This is a genomic window from Gymnodinialimonas sp. JB5-7 (assembly GCF_055693405.1).
Map to the genome: position 1 here is coordinate 2193837 of NZ_JBVFUX010000012.1, position 19385 is coordinate 2213221.

General features: G+C 62.0%; 16 protein-coding genes and 4 pseudogenes. 13 read left to right on the top strand and 7 right to left on the bottom strand.

Features of this window, described 5'->3' with window-relative positions:
- Positions 1-6: 6 nt before the first annotated feature.
- Both ACZ1HK_RS19810 and ACZ1HK_RS19815 read right to left on the bottom strand, forming a co-directional pair.
- Complete coding sequence (locus ACZ1HK_RS19810; protein WP_472630140.1) at positions 7-489, bottom strand: hypothetical protein; 483 nt, start codon at positions 487-489, stop codon at positions 7-9.
- Positions 473-841, bottom strand: coding sequence for a VOC family protein (locus ACZ1HK_RS19815; protein WP_472630141.1), 369 nt, complete (start codon positions 839-841; stop codon positions 473-475). Before ACZ1HK_RS19815 ends, ACZ1HK_RS19810 begins: the two co-directional genes overlap by 17 nt.
- Before the next feature lie 126 nt (positions 842-967).
- Here ACZ1HK_RS19815 and ACZ1HK_RS19820 point away from each other — a divergent pair.
- Together ACZ1HK_RS19820 and ACZ1HK_RS19825 are read left to right on the top strand one after the other, a co-directional pair.
- Positions 968-2271: pseudogene (locus ACZ1HK_RS19820) on the top strand (lipoprotein-releasing ABC transporter permease subunit).
- Entirely contained in the window at positions 2264-2974 is a 711-nt protein-coding gene (locus tag ACZ1HK_RS19825) for an ABC transporter ATP-binding protein (RefSeq protein WP_472630142.1), read from the top strand. The pseudogene ACZ1HK_RS19820 and the gene ACZ1HK_RS19825 overlap by 8 nt, the downstream one beginning before the upstream one ends.
- 169 nt (positions 2975-3143) lie before the next feature.
- On the opposite strand, the gene ACZ1HK_RS19830 is transcribed toward ACZ1HK_RS19825, so the two are convergent.
- Together ACZ1HK_RS19830 and ACZ1HK_RS19835 are read right to left on the bottom strand one after the other, a co-directional pair.
- On the bottom strand, positions 3144-4097 hold the full coding sequence (locus tag ACZ1HK_RS19830; RefSeq protein WP_472630143.1) for an alpha/beta fold hydrolase: 954 nt from the start codon (positions 4095-4097) through the stop codon (positions 3144-3146).
- A complete protein-coding gene (locus ACZ1HK_RS19835; protein WP_472630144.1) occupies positions 4097-4396 on the bottom strand; it encodes an SCP2 sterol-binding domain-containing protein in 300 nt (99 codons plus the stop codon). The genes ACZ1HK_RS19830 and ACZ1HK_RS19835 overlap by 1 nt, the downstream gene beginning before the upstream one ends.
- 89 nt (positions 4397-4485) lie before the next feature.
- On the opposite strand from ACZ1HK_RS19835, the gene ACZ1HK_RS19840 reads away from it, so the two are divergent.
- The 6 genes and pseudogenes from ACZ1HK_RS19840 (at position 4486) to ACZ1HK_RS19865 (ending at position 10090) form a co-directional block, all read left to right on the top strand.
- Positions 4486-5037, top strand: a complete 552-nt coding sequence (locus tag ACZ1HK_RS19840; protein ID WP_472630145.1) for a tetratricopeptide repeat protein — start codon at positions 4486-4488, stop codon at positions 5035-5037.
- A gap of 106 nt (positions 5038-5143) precedes the next feature.
- A pseudogene (locus tag ACZ1HK_RS19845) lies at positions 5144-7999 on the top strand (helicase-related protein).
- Positions 7996-8352, top strand: coding sequence for an RNA-binding S4 domain-containing protein (locus ACZ1HK_RS19850; protein WP_472630890.1), 357 nt, complete (start codon positions 7996-7998; stop codon positions 8350-8352). Before ACZ1HK_RS19845 ends, ACZ1HK_RS19850 begins: the two are co-directional and overlap by 4 nt.
- A gap of 140 nt (positions 8353-8492) precedes the next feature.
- A complete protein-coding gene (fdxA, locus tag ACZ1HK_RS19855) occupies positions 8493-8828 on the top strand; it encodes a ferredoxin FdxA (RefSeq protein WP_368474209.1) in 336 nt (111 codons plus the stop codon).
- A 298-nt stretch (positions 8829-9126) separates the two neighbouring features.
- Positions 9127-9639, top strand: coding sequence for a CarD family transcriptional regulator (locus ACZ1HK_RS19860; RefSeq protein ID WP_368474210.1), 513 nt, complete (start codon positions 9127-9129; stop codon positions 9637-9639).
- Positions 9640-9814: 175 nt separating this feature from the next.
- A complete protein-coding gene (locus ACZ1HK_RS19865) occupies positions 9815-10090 on the top strand; it encodes a glycine zipper 2TM domain-containing protein (protein WP_472630146.1) in 276 nt (91 codons plus the stop codon).
- A 193-nt stretch (positions 10091-10283) separates the two neighbouring features.
- Here the strand turns inward: ACZ1HK_RS19865 and ACZ1HK_RS19870 are convergent.
- Positions 10284-10850: pseudogene (locus tag ACZ1HK_RS19870) on the bottom strand (adenosylcobinamide-GDP ribazoletransferase); the annotation flags it as partial.
- Positions 10851-10935: 85 nt separating this feature from the next.
- On the opposite strand from ACZ1HK_RS19870, the gene cobT reads away from it, so the two are divergent.
- Entirely contained in the window at positions 10936-11949 is a 1014-nt protein-coding gene (gene cobT, locus ACZ1HK_RS19875; RefSeq protein ID WP_472630147.1) for a nicotinate-nucleotide--dimethylbenzimidazole phosphoribosyltransferase, read from the top strand.
- On the opposite strand, the pseudogene ACZ1HK_RS19880 reads toward cobT, so the two are convergent.
- Positions 11946-13903, bottom strand: a pseudogene (locus ACZ1HK_RS19880) (monovalent cation:proton antiporter-2 (CPA2) family protein). The gene cobT and the pseudogene ACZ1HK_RS19880 overlap by 4 nt on opposite strands.
- A gap of 188 nt (positions 13904-14091) precedes the next feature.
- Between ACZ1HK_RS19880 and ACZ1HK_RS19885 the strand changes: the two are divergent.
- A complete protein-coding gene (locus ACZ1HK_RS19885) occupies positions 14092-14778 on the top strand; it encodes a D-lyxose/D-mannose family sugar isomerase (protein ID WP_472630891.1) in 687 nt (228 codons plus the stop codon).
- On the opposite strand, the gene purD is transcribed toward ACZ1HK_RS19885, so the two are convergent.
- On the bottom strand, positions 14775-16037 hold the full coding sequence (gene purD, locus ACZ1HK_RS19890; RefSeq protein ID WP_472630148.1) for a phosphoribosylamine--glycine ligase: 1263 nt from the start codon (positions 16035-16037) through the stop codon (positions 14775-14777). The two genes, ACZ1HK_RS19885 and purD, sit on opposite strands and share 4 nt — an antisense overlap.
- 191 nt (positions 16038-16228) lie before the next feature.
- Between purD and ACZ1HK_RS19895 the strand changes: the two genes are divergently transcribed.
- From ACZ1HK_RS19895 to xseA, 3 genes are all read left to right on the top strand, one after another.
- A complete protein-coding gene (locus ACZ1HK_RS19895; RefSeq protein WP_472630149.1) occupies positions 16229-16879 on the top strand; it encodes a glycine-rich domain-containing protein in 651 nt (216 codons plus the stop codon).
- 84 nt (positions 16880-16963) lie between these two features.
- A complete protein-coding gene (locus ACZ1HK_RS19900; protein WP_472630150.1) occupies positions 16964-17812 on the top strand; it encodes a glycine-rich domain-containing protein in 849 nt (282 codons plus the stop codon).
- Positions 17813-19381 carry an exodeoxyribonuclease VII large subunit gene (gene xseA, locus ACZ1HK_RS19905; RefSeq protein ID WP_472630151.1) on the top strand — a complete coding sequence of 523 codons (1569 nt, stop codon included), beginning with the start codon at positions 17813-17815 and terminating at the stop codon, positions 19379-19381.
- The last annotated feature ends 4 nt before the right edge of the window (positions 19382-19385 follow it).

The following is a 19385-nucleotide window of genomic DNA, read 5'->3' on the forward strand; positions in this document are numbered from 1 at the left end:
CGGATGTCACTTTGGCTGTCCTGCAAGGCGGGTCATTGCATCGAGCATGTGGAGGGGCAGCGTATCAGGGGCGCCTGAATAGCCATTCCCGGCGACGCACCAATTGCCATCGACACAGCGCAACGTGTTACTGACCCTGTAGCTTTCGACGAAGTTGTTGTCCTGATCGACCAGCCACGTGGTGTGGTTTCCGACAATTGTCTCGATGTCTGCAAAGCTGGCATGGGTGCAGTGGCGTGACCGCCGCGCGATGTTGCGCATGGCCATCCGGTTGCGCATGTCGTCGAAGCCTGCACGCAGTTGTGCGAGATCTTCGACCAGAAACACTTCTTCGTGCGACTGGACGGAATACGGCAGCAGGATTTTCGCAGCGAATGCATCGAAGTTGGAGGCTTCGATATACGCGTCCAACTGGTCGATAAGGCCTTGATAGATCTTCTGAGCGTCGTCCGATGGGGTCGTCACGGTGGCACTATCGGTGCTGGTCAATCAGGATGACATTGCCGTCGGGGTCGCGCGTGACGAAACTTGCGGGCCCGTCAGCCTCGCCTTGCTCCTGCTCAACCGGGTAGCCGGCTTTGGCGACAATCTCCTTGATGGCGCGGACATCGTCGAAGGGGTCCACGTTTTGCGCTTTCTGGTCCCAGCCGGGATTGAAGGTGAGCAGATTGCCCTCAAACATGCCGTGAAACAGGCCGATCAGCGTGTCGCCGTTCTTCATGATCAGAAAGCCGTGGTCGGGATCACCGCCCATGGCCGAAAAGCCGAGTGTTTCGTAGAATGCGCGGGAGGCGGCAAGGTCCTTGACCGCCAGTGACATTGAAAAGGCGCCGAGTTTCATCACCGCTACTCCTGAACACATATAATCCGGTTACGATACGCCGATACGTCTGTATCACAAGGGTTTCGGTTGACTTGGCCACAGGAATGGCGAGGTTGCGCTTAAGACCAACAAAGGCACGAGCAAATGGCATCACCAGCCCCGTTTTCGAAGTATGAATTCCTGATCGCATGGCGGTATCTGCGCGCTCGGAAGACCGAGGGCGGGGTCAGCGTGATGACCTGGATCAGCTTTATCGGCATCGCACTTGCGGTCATGGCGCTGATTGCGACACTCGCCGTGCGGTCCGGGTTTCGCTACGAATTCGTGGGGATCATTCTGGGCGCGAACCCGCATGTCGCCGTCTATGACATCGTGGAACGGGACGCGGCCGGCAATCTGGACCGCACAATGGAGAATTACGCCGAGGTCGCCGAAGCCGTGCGCGCTGTGGACGGGGTGGAACATGCGGCCGCTGTGATCCGGGGGCAGGTACTGTCGGCTTATCAGGGGCGCAATGCGGGTGTAGAGGTGATTGGCATCTCGCCCGAGGATCTGGCCACCATCCCGTTGGTGGCCGACCCGGAATGGAGCCAAGGCGCGCTATCCGAATTTGGAGAGCCCCAGGGCGAGGTGATGGGGCCAGGCATTGCAATCGGGGCCGGTGTAGCCCGCGATCTTGGGGCGAATGTGGGCGATAGCATTCGCCTGATCTCACCCGATGGAGCGCGGACGGCCTTTGGAACCAGCCCGCGCGTGTCGACCTTTCAGATTGCCTACATCTTCCAGGTCGGACGGTTCGATATTGACCGGACACGCGTCTACATCCCGTTTGACGAGGCGCAGGTCTATTTCAACCGGGATGGCGTGGCAGACGAGGTGCAAGTGACAGTGGCCGAGCCTGAGCAGATCAACCAATATGTGTTGCCCCTGTTGCAAGCGGGTGGCGATGTGCAGATCTGGACCTGGGAGGATAGTTCCGGCGCGTATCTGAGGGCATTGCAGATGGAGGACAATATCATGTTCATCATTCTGTCTATCCTCGTGCTGATCGCGACAATGAACATCGTCTCGGGCCTTATCATGTTGGTGAAGAACAAGTCGCGCGATATTGGCATTTTGCGCACGATCGGGTTGAGCGAGGGGGCGATCCTGCGGGTTTTCTTCATCTGCGGATCGGCCATTGGAGTGGCGGGTACACTTATGGGGGTGATCCTCGGCTGCGCCTTTGCGATCTGGATCGATCCGATCTTCAGTTTCGTGAACTACCTTGCGGGGGAGGGGTCTGGGACCCTTCGGTGCGGCTGATCTCAGCCTTGCCCGCACGGTTAGAGATGGGCGATGTCATCACCTCCATGTCGCTGGCCTTGGGGTTGAGTTTCGTGGTGACGATCTTCCCTGCGCGACGGGCGGCCCGGATGAATCCGGTGGAGGCGCTGCGGTATGAGTGATCTGGCGTCTCGCCCGGAGGCGGGCAATTTGGCCTTGAGGTTGGATGGCATCGAGAAGGCCTATAACCACGGCAAACCAAACGAGATCGCGGTTTTGCGGGGCGCGTCGGTGGCGATCCCGAAGGGCGAGATTGTTGGGTTGATCGCGCCGTCGGGTGCCGGGAAATCGACGCTTCTTCATATTGCGGGCCTGCTTGATGTGGCCGATAGCGGGACGGTTGAGATTGGCGGGCAGGCCGTGACCGGGGCGTCGGACCGCGCGCGCACAACGGCGCGCCGCGAAGGGGTGGGGTTTGTCTATCAGTTCCACCATCTGCTGCCGGAATTCTCAGCGGCGGAGAATATTGTGCTGCCGCAACTGGCGAACGGCATTGGGCGTGGAACGGCAGAGCAAAGGGCCGCGGATTTGCTGGGCCGTGTGGGCCTTGGCCCACGGGCAGCGCATCGTCCGGCAGAACTGTCGGGTGGGGAGCAACAGCGTGTGGCCTTTTGCAGAGCTTTGGCAAACCAGCCTGCGCTGATGTTGGCGGACGAGCCAACGGGCAATCTGGATCCTGCGACATCCGACACGGTGTTTGATGTTTTGATGGAATTGGTACGCGGCACCGGCCTGTCGGCGTTGATCGCGACCCACAACCATGAGCTCGCTGCGCGAATGGATCGGGTCATTCGCCTGGAAGACGGTGTGCTTGTGGCCGCCTGAGCGTCGCGTTGGCAAGAGGAGCGGCTGCGCCGCATTGTTCTTGCCTCGCGTCGGCGCGTCCGCGCCTTTGGCTCGAGAGGGGCGTGCCGCCCCCGTCGCGTTCCGCGACTCCCCTGCAGGTATTTATGAACCAGTGGAAGGCAGGGGGCTGTTGCGAGGTGGGGTGCGATCAGGCCGGGTGAGCGTCGAAATGCGAGAGGATGGCGTCGAGGGTCTGGCCGCGCCGCGCAGGGTTTTCCATCAGCACTTCGTGGCGTCCGCCGTCAACCAGGATGAACGCGCCGCCCGGCCAGGTTTCCATGCGCTGTTGGGCGTTGCTGATGGACACGCGCTTTTCGTCGCTGCCGACGATTGTCACGACAGGTAGATCGAGGGGCGGCATGGCGAGTAGGGCGTCTGCCTCTTCCTCGGCTGCGGCCACCCAACGGAAGGAGGGGCCGCCCAGGGTCAATTCGGGATGCGCCGCCATTTGGCGGATCATATAGGCGTATTGGTCCGGGTCCGTTGTCAGGATATTGCCGTCGAACGGCTCTGCCTTCCACGGGCCGGTTGTGATGGCAAAACGGTTGTCGCGGCCCAGAAGCGCGCTGCCGCCGATCAGGACGGGCGAGATCATCTTCAGAAGCGGCGACAATTGGATGCCCCACATCGGGCCGGTGAAGGCGGCTGCGGCGACGGGTAGACCGTCGTAGAGTGCGCGTAAGCCGATGCAGCCGCCCATGGAATGGCCGATCAGGTACCAAGGTTTGGGCAGATCGAGCGCTTCCATCGCGGCGCGAAACGCCGCCACGTCCTGGCGGTATTCATCGAAGCTGACTACATGGCCCACGCCCGGTTCGTGCTGCGGGCGGTCGGCCAGGCCCTGACCGCGCCAGTCAAAGCTGACCATCCCATAGCCCGCATCGGCGAGATCCTTAGCAACGCGGCCATATTTCTCAACATATTCGGTGCGGCCGCAGAACATCAGCACGGTGCCTTTGGGCCCGGACGGCCAGACGCCAAACCGGAGCCGCGTGCCATCTTCGGCGCGCACCCACCAAGCCTCTGCCCCTGCGGGGCCTTCTGCGATCTCGGCAAAGAAGGGGGCGGTCTCCAGACCGGTGGGTGCAGTGCCAGTCAACATCAGCTGAGAACACCACCCAGTTTCATGGCCGTGCCCATATCGCCGTCGAGCGTCAGCTTGCCGGACATGAACGCGGCCGTGGGGTTCAATTCGCCTGACATGATCTCCTGAAAGACATCGGTGTCGGCCGACATTGTCACGTCGGCAGCATCGGCGTCCGTCGCTTCGCGGACTTCCGTACCTTCGACGATGACGGCGCCTTCGCCGTTGATTTCGAACTTTGCAGAGCCGTCAAAGCTTTGCCCGTCCAGTTTCTCGGAGATGGCCGCAACGGCGGCCTCAATAATTGCGTTGCCCATGTTTTCAGGTCCCTTGATATCCCTTGGAGGCATCACCCTCGCGCAGACTTGATCTAGTATTCGCTGCGCGGAATGCTACGTTCCGGACCATGACGTTTCCATCACGCATCATCAACTTTGCCGTTACGTCCGTCATCTGCGGGTTTCCCGTAGTTGCGGCGGCGCAATCGACCGTTGACGACTTCCTCGACCGGCTGGCAGATCCTGAGCTGCGGAACTGGGAGGTCGTTGAGCAAGAGGTCTTTCAGCGTTGGCAAATTTCAGGCTCTGCCTCGGCGGATTATCTGCTGCGGCGCGGGATTGAGGCGTTGGAAGCGCAAGAGTATGATGAAGCCTATGATCATCTGACCGCTTTGACGGACCATGCGCCGGAATTTGCCGAAGGGTGGAATGCGCGGGCGCGGTTGTTTGTGGAACAGCAGATGTATGGGCCTGCGATTGCGGATTTGCAGCGTGTGCTTGCGTTGGAGCCGCGCCATTTCGGGGCGCTGGTGTCGATGGGATTGATGTTGGAGGATATGGGCGATGTCGACCGTGCGCGCGAGGCCTATGGTCTGGCCCATGATCTGCATCCCAACCAGCCGGACATCTTGCGCCTGCTCGACAACCTTCGCGTGCAGGAGGAGGGCGAGGCGCTTTAGTCTGCCCCTTGCCCCCAGGCCTGATTTCGGAACAAAGAGAACCTGAAAAGGGTGATGTCGATCCAGTCGCCGTCATCATGTCACGCGCCCGGAGACGGCCTTGTCGATGAAACGCATAGCTGCCGTTCTGGGGCCGACCAATACCGGCAAGACCCACTACGCGATTGAACGGATGCTGGGGCACCGCACAGGTGTGATCGGCCTGCCGCTGCGCCTATTGGCGCGCGAAGTCTACGACAAGATCGTCGCCATTCGCGGCCCGTCGGTGGTGGCATTGGTCACGGGCGAGGAGCGGATCGTTCCAGAGCGGACCCAATATTGGGTTTGCACCGTGGAGGCGATGCCTACGGGCAACGGCGCGGATTTCGTGGCGATTGACGAGATCCAGCTTTGTGCCGACCCGGAGCGGGGGCATGTCTTCACCGACCGGCTGCTGCATGCGCGTGGCTTGCACGAGACGCTGTTTCTGGGGGCGGAGACGATGCGACCAGCCATCGCCGCGTTGGTGCCGGGGGCTGAATTCATCCGGCGGGAGCGTTTTTCACAGCTTGTGTATGCAGGTTCGAAAAAGGTCAGTCGGATGCCGCCTCGATCCGCAATTGTCGGGTTCTCGGTTGAGAACCTGTACGCGATGGCCGAACTGCTGCGCCGTCAGAAGGGCGGGGCGGCGGTCGTGATGGGCGCTCTGAGCCCGCGCACGCGCAACGCGCAGGTGGAGCTTTATCAGAACGGCGATGTGGATGTGCTGGTGGCGACGGACGCCATTGGTATGGGCCTGAACCTCGACATCAAGCATGTTGCGTTTTCGGGACTGCGCAAATTCGACGGGCGCAAGATGCGTGACCTGTGGCCGAATGAATTGGCGCAGATTGCGGGACGTGCGGGACGGCATATGAATGACGGCTCGTTCGGAGTGACGGGCGAGGCGCCGCCGGTGGATGAACAGGTGGCGGAGGCCATCATGGAGCATCGCTTTGCCCCCGTGCGTAAGCTGATGTGGCGGAATTCCGCGCTGGAGTTCGGCTCAGCCGAGCGGCTGATCGCGTCGCTGGAAGAGCGCACCGATGACGAATGGCTGGCCCGTGCACGCGAAGCGGATGATGTGCAAGCGCTCAAGGCGTTGGTGGCGCGGCCCGAGATAAACGAACGGCTGGGGGACGCGAGGTCCGTGCGGCTGTTGTGGGATGTGTGCAATATCCCGGATTTCCGTGGCATTTCCCACGGCGAACATGCCGATCTTCTGGGACGAGATCTTCGAGTTTCTGCACGAGACGCGGCGGGTGCCGGATGATTGGCTGGCCCGTCAGGTCAAACGCATCGACCGGACCCAGGGGGATATCGACACCCTCTCGAAACGGCTCGCCTATATCCGGACCTGGACTTACGTGGCGCAGCGCAAAGGTTGGGTCGATGACGAAAGCCATTGGCGCGGCGCGACCCGTGCCGTAGAAGACCGACTGTCAGACGCGCTTCACACTGCGTTGACACAAAGATTTGTCGATCGGCGGACGAGTATGCTCCTTCGCCGGTTGAAACAGAGGGAGAGCCTTGTGGCCGAAGTGAACGACCAAGGGGAAGTGACGGTGGAGGGCCAGGTGCTTGGCCGCATCGAAGGCTTCCGCTTTCGCATGGATGAAACCGCCAGCCCCGATGAGGCGAAGACGTTGCAACAGGCAGCGATGGCGGCCTTGCGCCCCGAATTCCACCTGCGCGCAGACCGGATGTACAATGCGCCCGACACGGAATTCGATCTGACCGAGCAGGGCGGATTGATGTGGGGCGACCAGGCGGTCGGGAAACTGGTACGCGGCGAGGAGCCGATGAAGCCGATGGCCGAAGCGTTCGTGGATGAGGAAGCCGCCGGTGCGGACGTCGTCCAGAAGGTCCAGCGCCGCTTGCAGCACTTCATCGACCGCCGTGTGGCAGCGCAGTTTGAGCCACTTCTTGCGATGTCGCGCGATGAGGCGATCACGGGGCTTGCCAAGGGCGTGGCCTTTCAGCTGCTGGAAAGCTTCGGGATCGTCCCGCGGGGCGAGATCGCCGACGACATCAAGGCGCTCGACCAAGACGCGCGCGGGTTGCTGCGCAAGCATGGTGTGCGGTTTGGGCAATACACTATTTTTCTGCCCCTGCTGTTGAAACCCGCGCCGACGCGGCTGCGGCTGGTGATGTGGGGCCTGTGGCAAAAGCTCGATGCCTTCCCTGACAGCCCGCCCCGGGGCTGGTAACGATCCCGACGGTCGAAGGCGCGCCGGACGGGCACGCGACGATGGCGGGCTACCGCGTGGCGGGCGCACGTTCGATCCGCATCGACATGCTAGAGCGCCTGGCCGATCTGCTGCGCGGCGAAGACAGTCGGGGTGGGTTCGAGGCGAACCCGGATATGTTGAGCATTTCCGGCCTGACGCTGGAACAATTCGCCGACCTGATGGGTGGCCTTGGCTACAAGGCAGAACCGGGCGAGCGGGTGAAGGTGAAAGCCGCACCAGAGGCGCCAAAGGCCGAGGACGCACCAGCGGAGGAGGCCTCCGCCGAGGTGCCAGCCGAGGCCGGCGAAAGCCCCGAAGCGCCCGACGAGGCAATCGCCTCCGAGGAGGTGCCGGAAGCGACCGAGGAGGGGACCCGTGCCGAGGCAGCAGACGCGCCGGTAGAGGCAAGCGAAGCGCCGGCCGAGGCCGCAGAGGCGGAGATGGAGGTCTTCTACACTTTCACTTGGGCCCCGCGTGGGCGCGGCGCGCAACGACCGCGTCGCGCCGAAGGCACGCAAGGTCGGGGCCGCGATGATCGCGCACCACAAGGCAAGCGCGGCAAGCCGCAGGGTGGCAAACCCAAGGGCAAAGGCGGCAAGCGCCCGCCGCGCGACGAGAGGCCCAAGACCTACTCCGCCAAGCCTGAGAAATCTGGCAAGGTTGATCCGGACAATCCGTTTGCCGTTCTGGCCGCGCTCAAGGACAAGTCCTGAACGAGGCGGTCGCAAAGGACCGGCTCGACCGCTGGCTCTGGCAGGCGCGGTTCTTCAAAACGCGCAGCCTGGCCGCGCGCACCGTCTCGGATGGTGCGGTGCGTGTGGACGGCGACAAGGTGTCCAAGGCGTCGACGCAGATCAGCCCCGGCCATGTCCTGACCTTTCCCCAGGGGCGGCAGATTCGCGTCGTGCGGATCTTGGCTTTGGCCAATCGGCGCGGCCCGGCAGCCGAGGCGCAATCGCTTTATGAGGACCTGACCCCGCAGGCCGAACCAGTGCCGCCGCGGGTCGGTCCGCGCCCGACGAAAAGGGATCGGCGCCATCTGGAAGCCTTTCGAGACACAGACTAAATCCCAGCCGCTTGGCAAAGTGTAAACTTTGACTTACACATTGCTGACATGTGCGTGACGCGACCATTCCGCCGTCTTGCATCCGCCCGCGCCCTGCCGTAGCAGGCGACCCAAGATCGACCGACCAGGACCGCCTGCCCATGACCTACATCGTCAACGACGCCTGCATCGCCTGCAAGTACACAGATTGCGTTGAAGTCTGCCCCGTGGATTGCTTCTACGAGGGTGAGAATATGCTGGTGATCCATCCCGACGAATGCATCGATTGCGGCGTGTGCGAACCTGAATGCCCCGCCGACGCGATCCGCCCCGACACGGAGCCGGATATGGAGAAGTGGGTGGAGTTCAACCGCAAGTATTCCGAGCTTTGGCCTGTCATCATCACCAAGAAAGATCCGCTGCCCACGGCAGAGGAGATGGATGGCAAGGAGGGCAAGATGGAGCTCTTCTCGGAGGCGGCAGGCGAGGGCGGCTGACCACCCGATTCGGTGCTGCGCTGCCGAAGGGTGAGCAATATTGACCCAAGAATTCCCCCTGATTTTAGGGGCTTCGGTCACGCTGCACAGCGGAAACCTAGGAATCAGGGGTGATTCGTGCTATGTATGTGGGACGTAATGCACTGTCTGTACCACTCAGGGGTCGCTTGATCGGCCCGGAAACTCTGCAGCATTGAACCAACGCAAACGGAAAGCTCGCGCTTGCCGGGTGCGTTTTTGACGCCTGCATCCCGCGCCGCCCAAAAGGGCGCGGCGCCACAAAAAGGAAATGAAACGCATGAGTAAAGCCCGCAAGCCGCAGCTGTTCAGCCCCAATGATTTCGTGGTCTACCCCGCCCATGGCGTCGGAAAGATCGTGTCCATCGAAGAGCAGGAAGTTGCGGGCCTTGAGCTGGAATTGTTCGTGATCTCGTTCGAGAAGGACAAGATGACCCTGCGCGTTCCAACCGCGAAGGCGACCGAAGTGGGCATGCGTCCACTGAGTGATCCGACCGTTGTGTCCAAGGCGATGGATACGCTGAAGGGCAAGGCGCGCGTAAAGCGGGCCATGTGGTCGCGCCGTGCTCAGGAATATGAGCAGAAGATCAACTCGGGCGATCTGATTTCGATCGCTGAGGTTGTGCGCGACCTGCATCGTGCCGACGACCAGCGTGAGCAGAGCTACTCGGAACGTCAGCTTTATGAAGCGGCGCTTGAGCGTCTGACCCGCGAATTGGCGGCTGTCAAAGGCATGGACGAAGCCGGGGCGCAAACCCAGGTTGTCGAGGTTCTGTCGAAGCGGGCGGCGTAACGCCTACGCCCTGAAAACGACGGGCAAAGTCCCGCTTTCACGGTTTTGTTACCGGTTTTCCTGACCTGTCGCGGCCTCGCGGCAGGTTTTTTTCTGTGCTAACAAGGTGCTCAGGGAAACGTGGAACGTATTACCAAAGGGCGCACAGCGCCCATCACTGAAAGGAAGACCCCTTATGAAAAAAGTTATCGCACCCGTGCTGCTGATTGCAGCTGTTGCAGTCAGCGCCTGTCAGCCGCTTTCGCCGCAAGACCGCTCGAACCTCGGCCTGCTTGGCGGTGCCGGTGCCGGCCTTCTTCTGGCTGATGCGTTCAACGCCAACCCGCAGTGGACGATCCTGGCAACCGTTGCCGGTGCAGCCGTGGGCACGCAGGTTGCGCGCAACACGCAGACTGGCCAGTGCGCGATCTCCAACGGCGACGGCACGTACCGCGTCGCGCCTTGCCGGTAATCAGGCCAGAGCTGAGGCCAGTACCAGCAACGCGGCAATTTCGCCGATGACCTGAGCTGCGCCCAACACATCCCCCGTTTGCCCGCCGATCTTTGCGCGGGCAAGCGACCCCACCAAGACTGACGCCGCGCCGACGATCACAGCGGCAAGCAGTGCCGGACCACAGGCCCGCATAGATCATCCCACCGACGATAGCGATTGCGACAGCCAGCCCGGCAGAGGCCAGGGGCGGGTGCCCTACATGTTTCGCCAAGCCGTCCGCCCGCGCGAACGGCATCTGCGCCATCAACACTGCCATCGGTGCCCGGCTGAGCATGGCGGCTGCAATCAAGGCCAATGGGGCAATGGGCAGAAGGCTGGCCAATAAGCCCCAGCGCAGCCCAATCGCGAAGATCATCGCGAGCACGCCATACGAACCGACGCGGCTGTCTTTCAGGATCTCCAGGCGCCGGGCGTGATCATATCCGCCCCAAAAGCCATCGGCGCAATCGGCCAGACCGTCTTCGTGCAAGCCACCGGTCAGAACAACACCCAGGGCTAGCGCCAATCCGGCAGCGGCCCAAACCGGCACGCCAAGGGCCATCAACCCGCATCCAAGCGCCACTTGCAGCGCAGAAATAGCGGCGCCGACCAAGGGCCAGGCCCAGGCTGAGGCGGCGGCGCGTTCCGCATCGCCGCCCGGCAGAGGCAGGCGCGACAAAAGGTGGAAGGCGCGGATAACATCGCGGGGTTGCGGAAAGAAGGTGTCGGTATCAGACATCGGTTTGACCTTTTTGCCGCCCTGGGGCGGTGTGTCCTTCGGCTAAACACGATTTCGAACCCGCAACGCAAGGGATGCCCTCTAGATGACCGCACCGCAAAGCCTTTCCGACATCCGTTCCCTCCTCGCAAATGCGGCTTCCCCGGACGCGACGGCACGTGAAGCCGCCGAGGCCCGAAATTCGGTCCTGACCAAGCCGCCCGGCGCGCTGGGTCGTCTGGAAGAGATCGCGATCTGGTATGCGGCTTGGCGCGGAGATGCGCGGCCCCGGATCGAGGCGCCTCAAGTGCTGGTCTTCGCAGGCAATCACGGCGTTGCAGCGCGCGGTGTCTCGGCTTTCCCACCGGAAGTGACCGTGCAGATGGTTGCAAATTTTGAGGCCGGTGGGGCCGCGATCAATCAGCTTTCTGATCAGGCGGGTGCGAAGATGTCGGTTCATGCCATTGAACTGGATCGCCCGACTGCGGACTTCACGCAAGGACCGGCGATGGATGAGGCGGAGGTCATGGCCGCGTTCAACACCGGCTGGAACGCTGTCGAGGCTGGCACGGATCTGTTGGTTGTTGGTGAAATGGGGATTGGCAATACAACCTCTGCCGCGGCAATCGCCCATGCGCTTTATGGCGGTGAGCCAGCCGATTGGACGGGCCGGGGCACCGGCGTGGATGAGGCGGGCGTGGCCCTGAAGGCCGATGTCGTAGCCAAGGGTTTGGCCGCAAACCCGATTGCAGCGGATGATCCGTTGGAGACGCTGCGGTGCCTTGGCGGGCGCGAGGTTGCGGGTATGGCAGGCGCAATGGCGCGCGCGCGGTTCGAGGGGATTCCGGTGATCCTTGATGGGTTTATCTGCACGGCCGCCGCAGCGGTTCTGGATCGCACGGCAAAGGGTGCGCTGGACCATGCGATTGCAGGCCATGCCTCAGCCGAGCAGGCCCATATCCGCATGTTGGAGCATCTCGGCAAATCACCGCTTCTGTCTTTGGATCTGCGCCTTGGTGAAGGTTCTGGTGCGGCGTTGGCCATTCAGGTGCTGAAAGGGGCCTTGGCCTGCCATTCGGGTATGGCGAGCTTTGCGGAGGCGGGGGTTTCCGACGGTTAGCGCCGTTTCGTCCCGCCTGGCCTGCGTGCCATATCCACGCCTGACAGGGCGCTGACATCACCGGAGGCGCGTGCGTTTGGATTGGCGCTGTCATCGCCCATTTCGCTGAAGACCTGGGCCATTGCGCTTTCGAGATTGTCCGTCAATTCACGTGCCCGCTGCATATAGGCTTCATTTTCGGTCACAGGCACGCCGGGTTTCCAGACCTCGGCCAATTCGCGAAGGTTGTGCCGGTCGTGGCGGTAGAAGGCGATTTCGGTCTCGTGCGCTTCATAGTCGCTAAGGCCCATGTCTTCGAGAACATAGCGCCCGGCGCGCAAGGCACTGTCGAAGATTTCGCGGACAATATGGTCTGCCCCCGCCTCATAGAGTTCATAGACATGAAGCTGATCATGGGCGCGGGCAACCACGGAGATGTCTGGATTGTGGCGCTTTGCATAGCGCACGAGACTGACGGCGGAGGCCTTGCCGTCCACCGCCACAACCAGAACCTTCGCCGTGTTGATACCGGCAGCCTTGAGCAATTCGGGCCGGGTCGGATCGCCGAAGAAGCTCTTCAACCCGAAACGCCGCATCAAGCGGATGGTCTCTAAGTTCGAGTCGAGCACCACGGCCTTGAACCCGGCCGCGCGGACCATTCGGTTGACGACCTGACCAAACCGCCCGATTCCCGCGATGATTACCGGGGCCTCATCATCAATCTCGTCATGGCCGGGCGCGTCTTCGCCCCCGTCACCGAGGCGGGCGCTGATCTTCTCGTACAAGATGAAGCTGAGCGGCGTGAACAGCATCGACAGTGCCACGATCAGCAAGAGGATTTCCGCGATCCGGTCGGGGAAGACGGCTTGTTGGACGCCGAAGGCTACAAGCACAAAGCCAAACTCCCCCGCTTGCGCGAGGCTGAGCGTGAACAGCCACCGATCCCGGCCGTGCAGGCGGCTGACACGCGCAATGGCGTAGAGGATCAAGCCCTTCAGGGCCATGACCGCGAGGGTGAGGCCGAGGATCAGGAATGGCATGCTGAAGAACGTGCCAAAGTTGATGCCCGCGCCGACGGTGATGAAGAAAAGGCCAAGCAGGAGGCCCTTGAAGGGCTCAATGTCGGCCTCAAGCTCGTGCTTGAATTCAGAGTTCGCGAGGACGACACCAGCAAGGAACGCGCCGAGCGCCGGGGACAGGCCGACCAGCAGCATGAGAACGGCAATGCCCACAACGATGACCAAAGCGGCAACCGTGAAAAGCTCCCGCAGGCGGGTGGCATGGATGATCCGGAAGATGACCGGGGACAGATAACGCCCCGCGAGGATCACGCCCACAACGGCCCCGAGCGTCACCAAGGTCACGCCCCAGGCAGGCAGCCCCTCGACCAGCGACATGGAGTGTTGATCCGCCTCCGACAGGCGTGCGATTGAGCCATCTTCATTGAAGCGGACGGCGGACGCGGTGGCGAGGAGCGGCAGGAATGCCAGGGCCGGGATCACAGCGATGTCCTGGGTCAGCAAGACCGAGAAGGCGCCGCGCCCCCTGGCGTGCGCATGAGGTCCTTTTCCGTCAGCGTGGTCAGCACGATGGCCGTTGAGCTGAGCGCGAGGGTTATCCCGATCGCAAAGGCGAGCGGGGTGGCAAGGTTCAGCAACGCCGCACCACCGGCAAGGACGAGGATGGACAGGGCAATCTGGCTGCCGCCCAGGCCAAGAAGCCGCTTTCGCATCTCCCACAAGGCGCGTGGGTCAAGCTCCAGCCCGATCAGGAACAGCATCAGGACAACGCCGAATTCCGCATAGTGCTGCAGATGCTCGGTCTCGTGCCCGCCCACCAACCCGAGCACAGGGCCGATTGCGATTCCGGCCAGTAGGTATCCCAGGACGGAGCCGAGCCCAAATCGCACGGAAATCGGCACAGCGACCAACATGGCTCCGAGGTAGATTGTCGCTTGAAGGAGGGTTTCTTCCATTGTGCCGCCCGTTTGAAACCGTTGCGCAGGAGTCTAGCGGGTCAAACGGCCAGCGGCGAGAAGCGATTGTACCGCTGCACATGGGCGAACAACGAAAGCGGCTCAGGGTTTCGGCAAGTTTCGGCTTTAATCCCTTGAATGCGGATGAGGATTGGGGGAAAAGAGGGCGCGCGACGATGGGGGAAGCGATGAAACGGTCCGAGATCAACGACATCATGGCCAAGGCCGATGACTTCATGCGGTCCTTTGGATTTGTCATGCCGCCATTTGCGTATTGGAGCCCCGGCGAATTTGTGGACCGGAAGGACACAGCGCGCGCCGTTATTGATGGGCGCATGGGCTGGGACATCACGGATTACGGGCAAGGCAAGTTCGATGAATTGGGGCTGTTTCTGTTCACCCTGCGGAACGGGCGCTTGAGCGATCTGCAAAAAGGCGGCGGCATGTGTTATGCCGAGAAGCTTTTGATCTCCAAAACCGATCAGGTCAGCCCGATGCACCGCCACTACCTGAAGGCCGAAGACATCATCAATCGAGGCGGGGCGACCCTTGCAATTGAGCTGTTTGGCTCAGCCGAGGATGGATCATGCGATCCGAATGCTTGCGGCACGGTGATGTGCGACGGGATCGTGCGGGATTTTGCGCCGGGCGAGGTCTTGCGCTTTGCGCCGGGCGAGAGCGTCACTTTGATGCCGGGCGATTGGCATGCCTTTTGGGGCGAAGGTGGTGACGTGCTGATCGGTGAGGTTTCGACCGTCAATGACGATGAGACCGACAACTGGTTCCGGGAACCGCTGGGGCGCTTTGCGGAGATTGAAGAAGATGTTGATCCGACCCATCTGCTGGTGTCGGATTACGGCAAGTGGCTCAGCTAGAGCGCGCGCCAGCCGATGTCTTTGCGGTAGAACCCCTCAGGCCAGTCGATTTGCGTGGCCATGGCATAGGCTTGGTCGCGGGCTTCCAGGAGGGTCGCGCCGCGCGCAGTGACGTTCAGAACGCGCCCTCCATTTGCGGTGATCTCGCCATGTACGGCCTTGGTCCCGGCATGAAAGACCATCTGCGATGATGTCTCGGGCAAAGCCTCCAACCCGCGGATCACGCTGCCTGTTTCGTAATCTCCGGGATATCCATCGGCGGCCATGACCACAGTCATCGCGTGGTCATCCGCCCAATTGACCTGAGCTTGTGCAAGACGACCTTCGGCACAGGCAAGCATCAGATCCAGAGCCTGGCCACCAAGGCGCATCATCAAAACCTGGCATTCCGGGTCGCCGAAGCGGACATTGTATTCCACCAGGCGTGGCTGGCCATCCTTGATCATCAACCCTGCATAAAGGACCCCTGCATAGGGGGTGCCGCGCTTGGCCATCTCGGCCACGGTTGGGCGGATGATCTCGGACAATGCCTTTTCCTGCAGCGTGTCTGTCAGAACCGGCGCGGGCGAGTACGCACCCATACCGCCGGTATTGGGGCCTTCGTCGCCGTCAAAGGCGCGTTTGTGATCCTGTGCGGTGCCAATGGGCAGGACGTTTTCGCCGTCGGACAGGACAAAGAACGAGGCTTCTTCGCCTTCCATGAATTCCTCAATCACGACCTCAGCGCCTGCTGCGCCGAAACTGCCGCCGAACATGTCGTCGATTGCAGCAAGCGCCGATGCCTCGTCCATGGCGACAACAACGCCTTTGCCAGCAGCAAGTCCGTCGGCCTTCACGACAATCGGCGCGCCTTGCTGGCGGACATAGTCCTTGGCAGGCCCTGCATCGGTGAAGCGGGCCCAGGCGGCGGTTGGGGCGCCGGACGCATCGCAAATCTGCTTGGTGAAGGTCTTTGACGCCTCAAGTTCCGCCGCCGCTTTGCTAGGTCCGAATGTCAGGAAACCGGCATCTGTCAACATATCCACAACACCCGCCGCCAAGGGCGCTTCGGGGCCGACAATGATGAAATCGATGGATTCCTCGGCACAGAATTCGCAGACGGCGGCTGGGTTGTTCACATCAATGCTTGCACAATCGGCAATACGTGCAATTCCCGCATTCCCTGGCGCTACGATCAGACGATCGCATTTGGGATTTTGCAGCACTGCCCAGGCCAAGGCATGTTCGCGGCCGCCGGAGCCGAGGATCAGGATATTCATTGGGTCATAGCCTCTTTTGGCTCGGGATTGGGAGTGTATCTTCCGTGTGGCGTGGGTTTAGGCGGGCGGGGCCGGACGCGCAAGGAAGCGTGCAAAATCAGGCCACGCAACCCGTTGGTTTGGGTGTCATAAATCCGTCATAAAGCCCTTTTATTTGGAGGGCATGAAAAACGAAAACATAGGAGGCTCCGATGACCTCTCGTAACGATCAGCTATGGGAGCTGATTTCCAACCACCCCATGCCCGTGGATGCGACGGGGCGATCCTTCGCCGAGCAATTGATGAGCGAGCACCGGATCAAGCGCGAGACGGCGCTGACCGCGATCGAAGAATACCGAAAATTCCTTTACCTTTGTGCGACGCGTGATGCGCGCAACGTGCCGTCAAAGGCCGTTGATCTGGTCTGGCACCAACACATGCAGCACAGCCGCGACTACTGGGACGGACTGTGTGCCAAGATCAGAAGGCCGCTGCACCATTCCCCCGGCGGGGAGGGCGCGGCGCATCTTGAGGACTACAAAGCAACCGTCGCGGCCTATCGCCAGAAGTTCGGCACCCCACCGCGCGGCATCTGGCGACACCAGACACGCGCGGGCAGCATTGGTGCGCTGATTTTCACCAGTTTGTTCGTCGTAGTTGGATTGAGCATGCTTGCGGGCGGTGAGGTGCCACAGCTTTTCGCACTGGCCTTCACAGCGATCCCTCTTCTGGCCATTGGTCATCTTCTCTACGGAATGACCCCTGGCGGGGAATACACGCTGACCTTCGAAATCAGCGATCCGTTCGCAGACAACGATGCGGGCGATTGCGGGTCTGGCGACGGCGGAGGATGTGGCGACTAACGTGGCATCATTCGTGATGGACGCAGGCGTTGGCATCTCGCTATCATCCCTAGAAGAATAACGAGCAGAAAAGGGGCGCAGGACATGCGAAACCCGCAGCTTTGGGCACGGCTAAGCGCCTTTGAATTCGACAAAGGGCAGGGAAGTGCACCCTATTCGGTAAAGCTGGCGCGCGCCGAAGGGTGGAGTGCCGCATTTGCGGCCCGCGTGATCGAGGAATACCGGCGATTTTTGTATCTAACCCAGGTCAGCGATCGACAGGTGACGCCGAGCCAGATTGTCGACGCGGCCTGGCACATTCACCTGACGTTTACGCGCGATTATTGGGAGGATTTGTGCCCGAACGTCATAGGCCGCTCAGTCCATCACCAGCCCTGCGCGGGTGAAGAAGAGATGCCGCGATACCGCGATCAATTCGCCGCAACAAAAGCGCTTTACGAGGCGGAGTTCGGCGCTGAGCCACCGAGAGATATCTGGGGCCGCAACCATGTGCGTACGGCACGCGGTTTTGCGATTGAAGAGGCCGGATCCATCACAAATTCACCTGTGTTCATCGCTTTCTGGCCGTTCGCGATTTCGTTGGTGATCACGATCGTGGACTACAGTCATATGATTGCGTTGATCGCACTTGTCTCGGGCGTCATCTTCTTCATGGTACTGCTCAACCCTGGGCGTCGGCGCAAACGGAAACGGCGCGGCGAGGCGGATGATGAATTCTGGATCGGCGAAGGGGACGGCGACACCAGCTCGGGACGCGGCCGTAGCAACGATGGCGCAAGCGGCGGAGGCAGCCGGGGCACCGGTAGCAAACAAAGCCGTGACGATGACAGCAAGTCCAGCAATACAGGGTTTTGGGCCATGTTCAGCGGCGATAATGATGGCGGTGGCGGAAGTGATGGTGGCGGCGGCTGTGGTGGGTGCGGGGGCGACTGAATGGATGATTTGATCGACGATGAGGGGGCCGGGCCGGGCGGCAATGCCCCGGAATTCACCGTCAGCGAGATTTCGGGCGCAGTGAAACGCACGGTGGAGGGAGCGTTTGCCCATGTGCGTGTGCGCGGTGAGGTCGGGCGTTTGTCGCGGCCCCGGTCAGGTCACATCTATCTGGATTTGAAAGATGACCGCTCTGTCCTGGCGAGTGTCGTCTGGAAGGGCGTCTCGGCGCGGCTGGCCCATCAGCCGGAAGAGGGGATGGAGGTTATCGCCTCGGGCCGGTTAACAACGTTCCCCGGCCAATCGAAATACCAGCTGGTGATCGACGATATCCGCCCGGCTGGTGCTGGCGCGTTGATGGCCATGCTGGAGAAGCGCAAGAAGGCGCTGGCTGCAGAGGGTCTGTTTGATGAGGCGCGAAAGAAACCGTTGCCATTTCTTCCCGAAGTGATCGGCGTCGTGACCTCACCGTCGGGGGCTGTGATCCGCGATATCCTGCACCGGTTGCGGGACAGGTTTCCGCGCAAGGTGCTGATCTGGCCCGTGGCTGTGCAGGGCGAGCGTTGCGCGCCTGAGGTCGCCAACGCCATCCGAGGCTTCAACGCAATGACACCGGGCGGCCCATTGCCCCGGCCGGACCTTCTGATCGTGGCACGCGGCGGTGGCTCGCTCGAGGATTTGTGGGGCTTCAACGAAGAGGCGGTGGTGCGCGCCGCGGCAGCCTCGGGGATACCGCTGATCTCGGCAGTCGGGCACGAAACCGACACGACACTGATCGACTATGCCTCGGACTACCGCGCGCCGACCCCCACGGGTGCGGCTGAAAAGGCGGTTCCCGTGCGACTTGATATGCTGAACTGGCTACGCCAGCAGGACGGCATTCTGACTCGCGCGATCACCAGCGGGCTTGCGGCCCGAACACAGAGGGTGCGGGATGTTGGACGCGCCCTGCCACGCCCGGAAGCGTTGCTGGAAGCGCCAAGGCAGCGGCTTGACCTGGCCGCGCTCCGCCTGGCCCCCGCGCTCAAGGGGCGCACGCAGGAGGCGCGCGCGCGGCTTGACCGATTGGCCGCCCGCCTTGACCCCGCGCTGGAGCGTGCGGTGGCGTCCAAACGGCTGGATTTGGGGCGAAGTGCCGGGCGTCTGAGCCCCGCACGGCTTGGCGCGCTGGTGCGCGAAGGGCGCCGCACGCTGGTCCGCTGGCAGCTTGACCCGCAAAGACTGGCGGCGAGGACATCGCAGATGGAGGAGGGGCTGCGCACGACCGCAGCCCGGTTTGCGCAAGTGGCGGAGACGTCGGTTGCACGGCGCCGGGATCAGCTGGCCGGGCTCGATCGCTTGCGCCAGACGCTTGGCTACACCCAGACCCTTGCGCGAGGATACGCCGTGATCCGCTCGGGCGAGGCGGTGTTAACCCAGAAGGCGGAGGCTGAGGCGCACCCGGCACTGGAAATCGAGTTCTCGGATGGTCGCATGGGCGTCACGCCGACTGGCGCGGCCCCCAAGGCCGCTTCGAAGCGCCCGACCAAGAAGACAGAGCCCGGAGGCGGGCAGGGCAGCCTGTTCTAGGCTG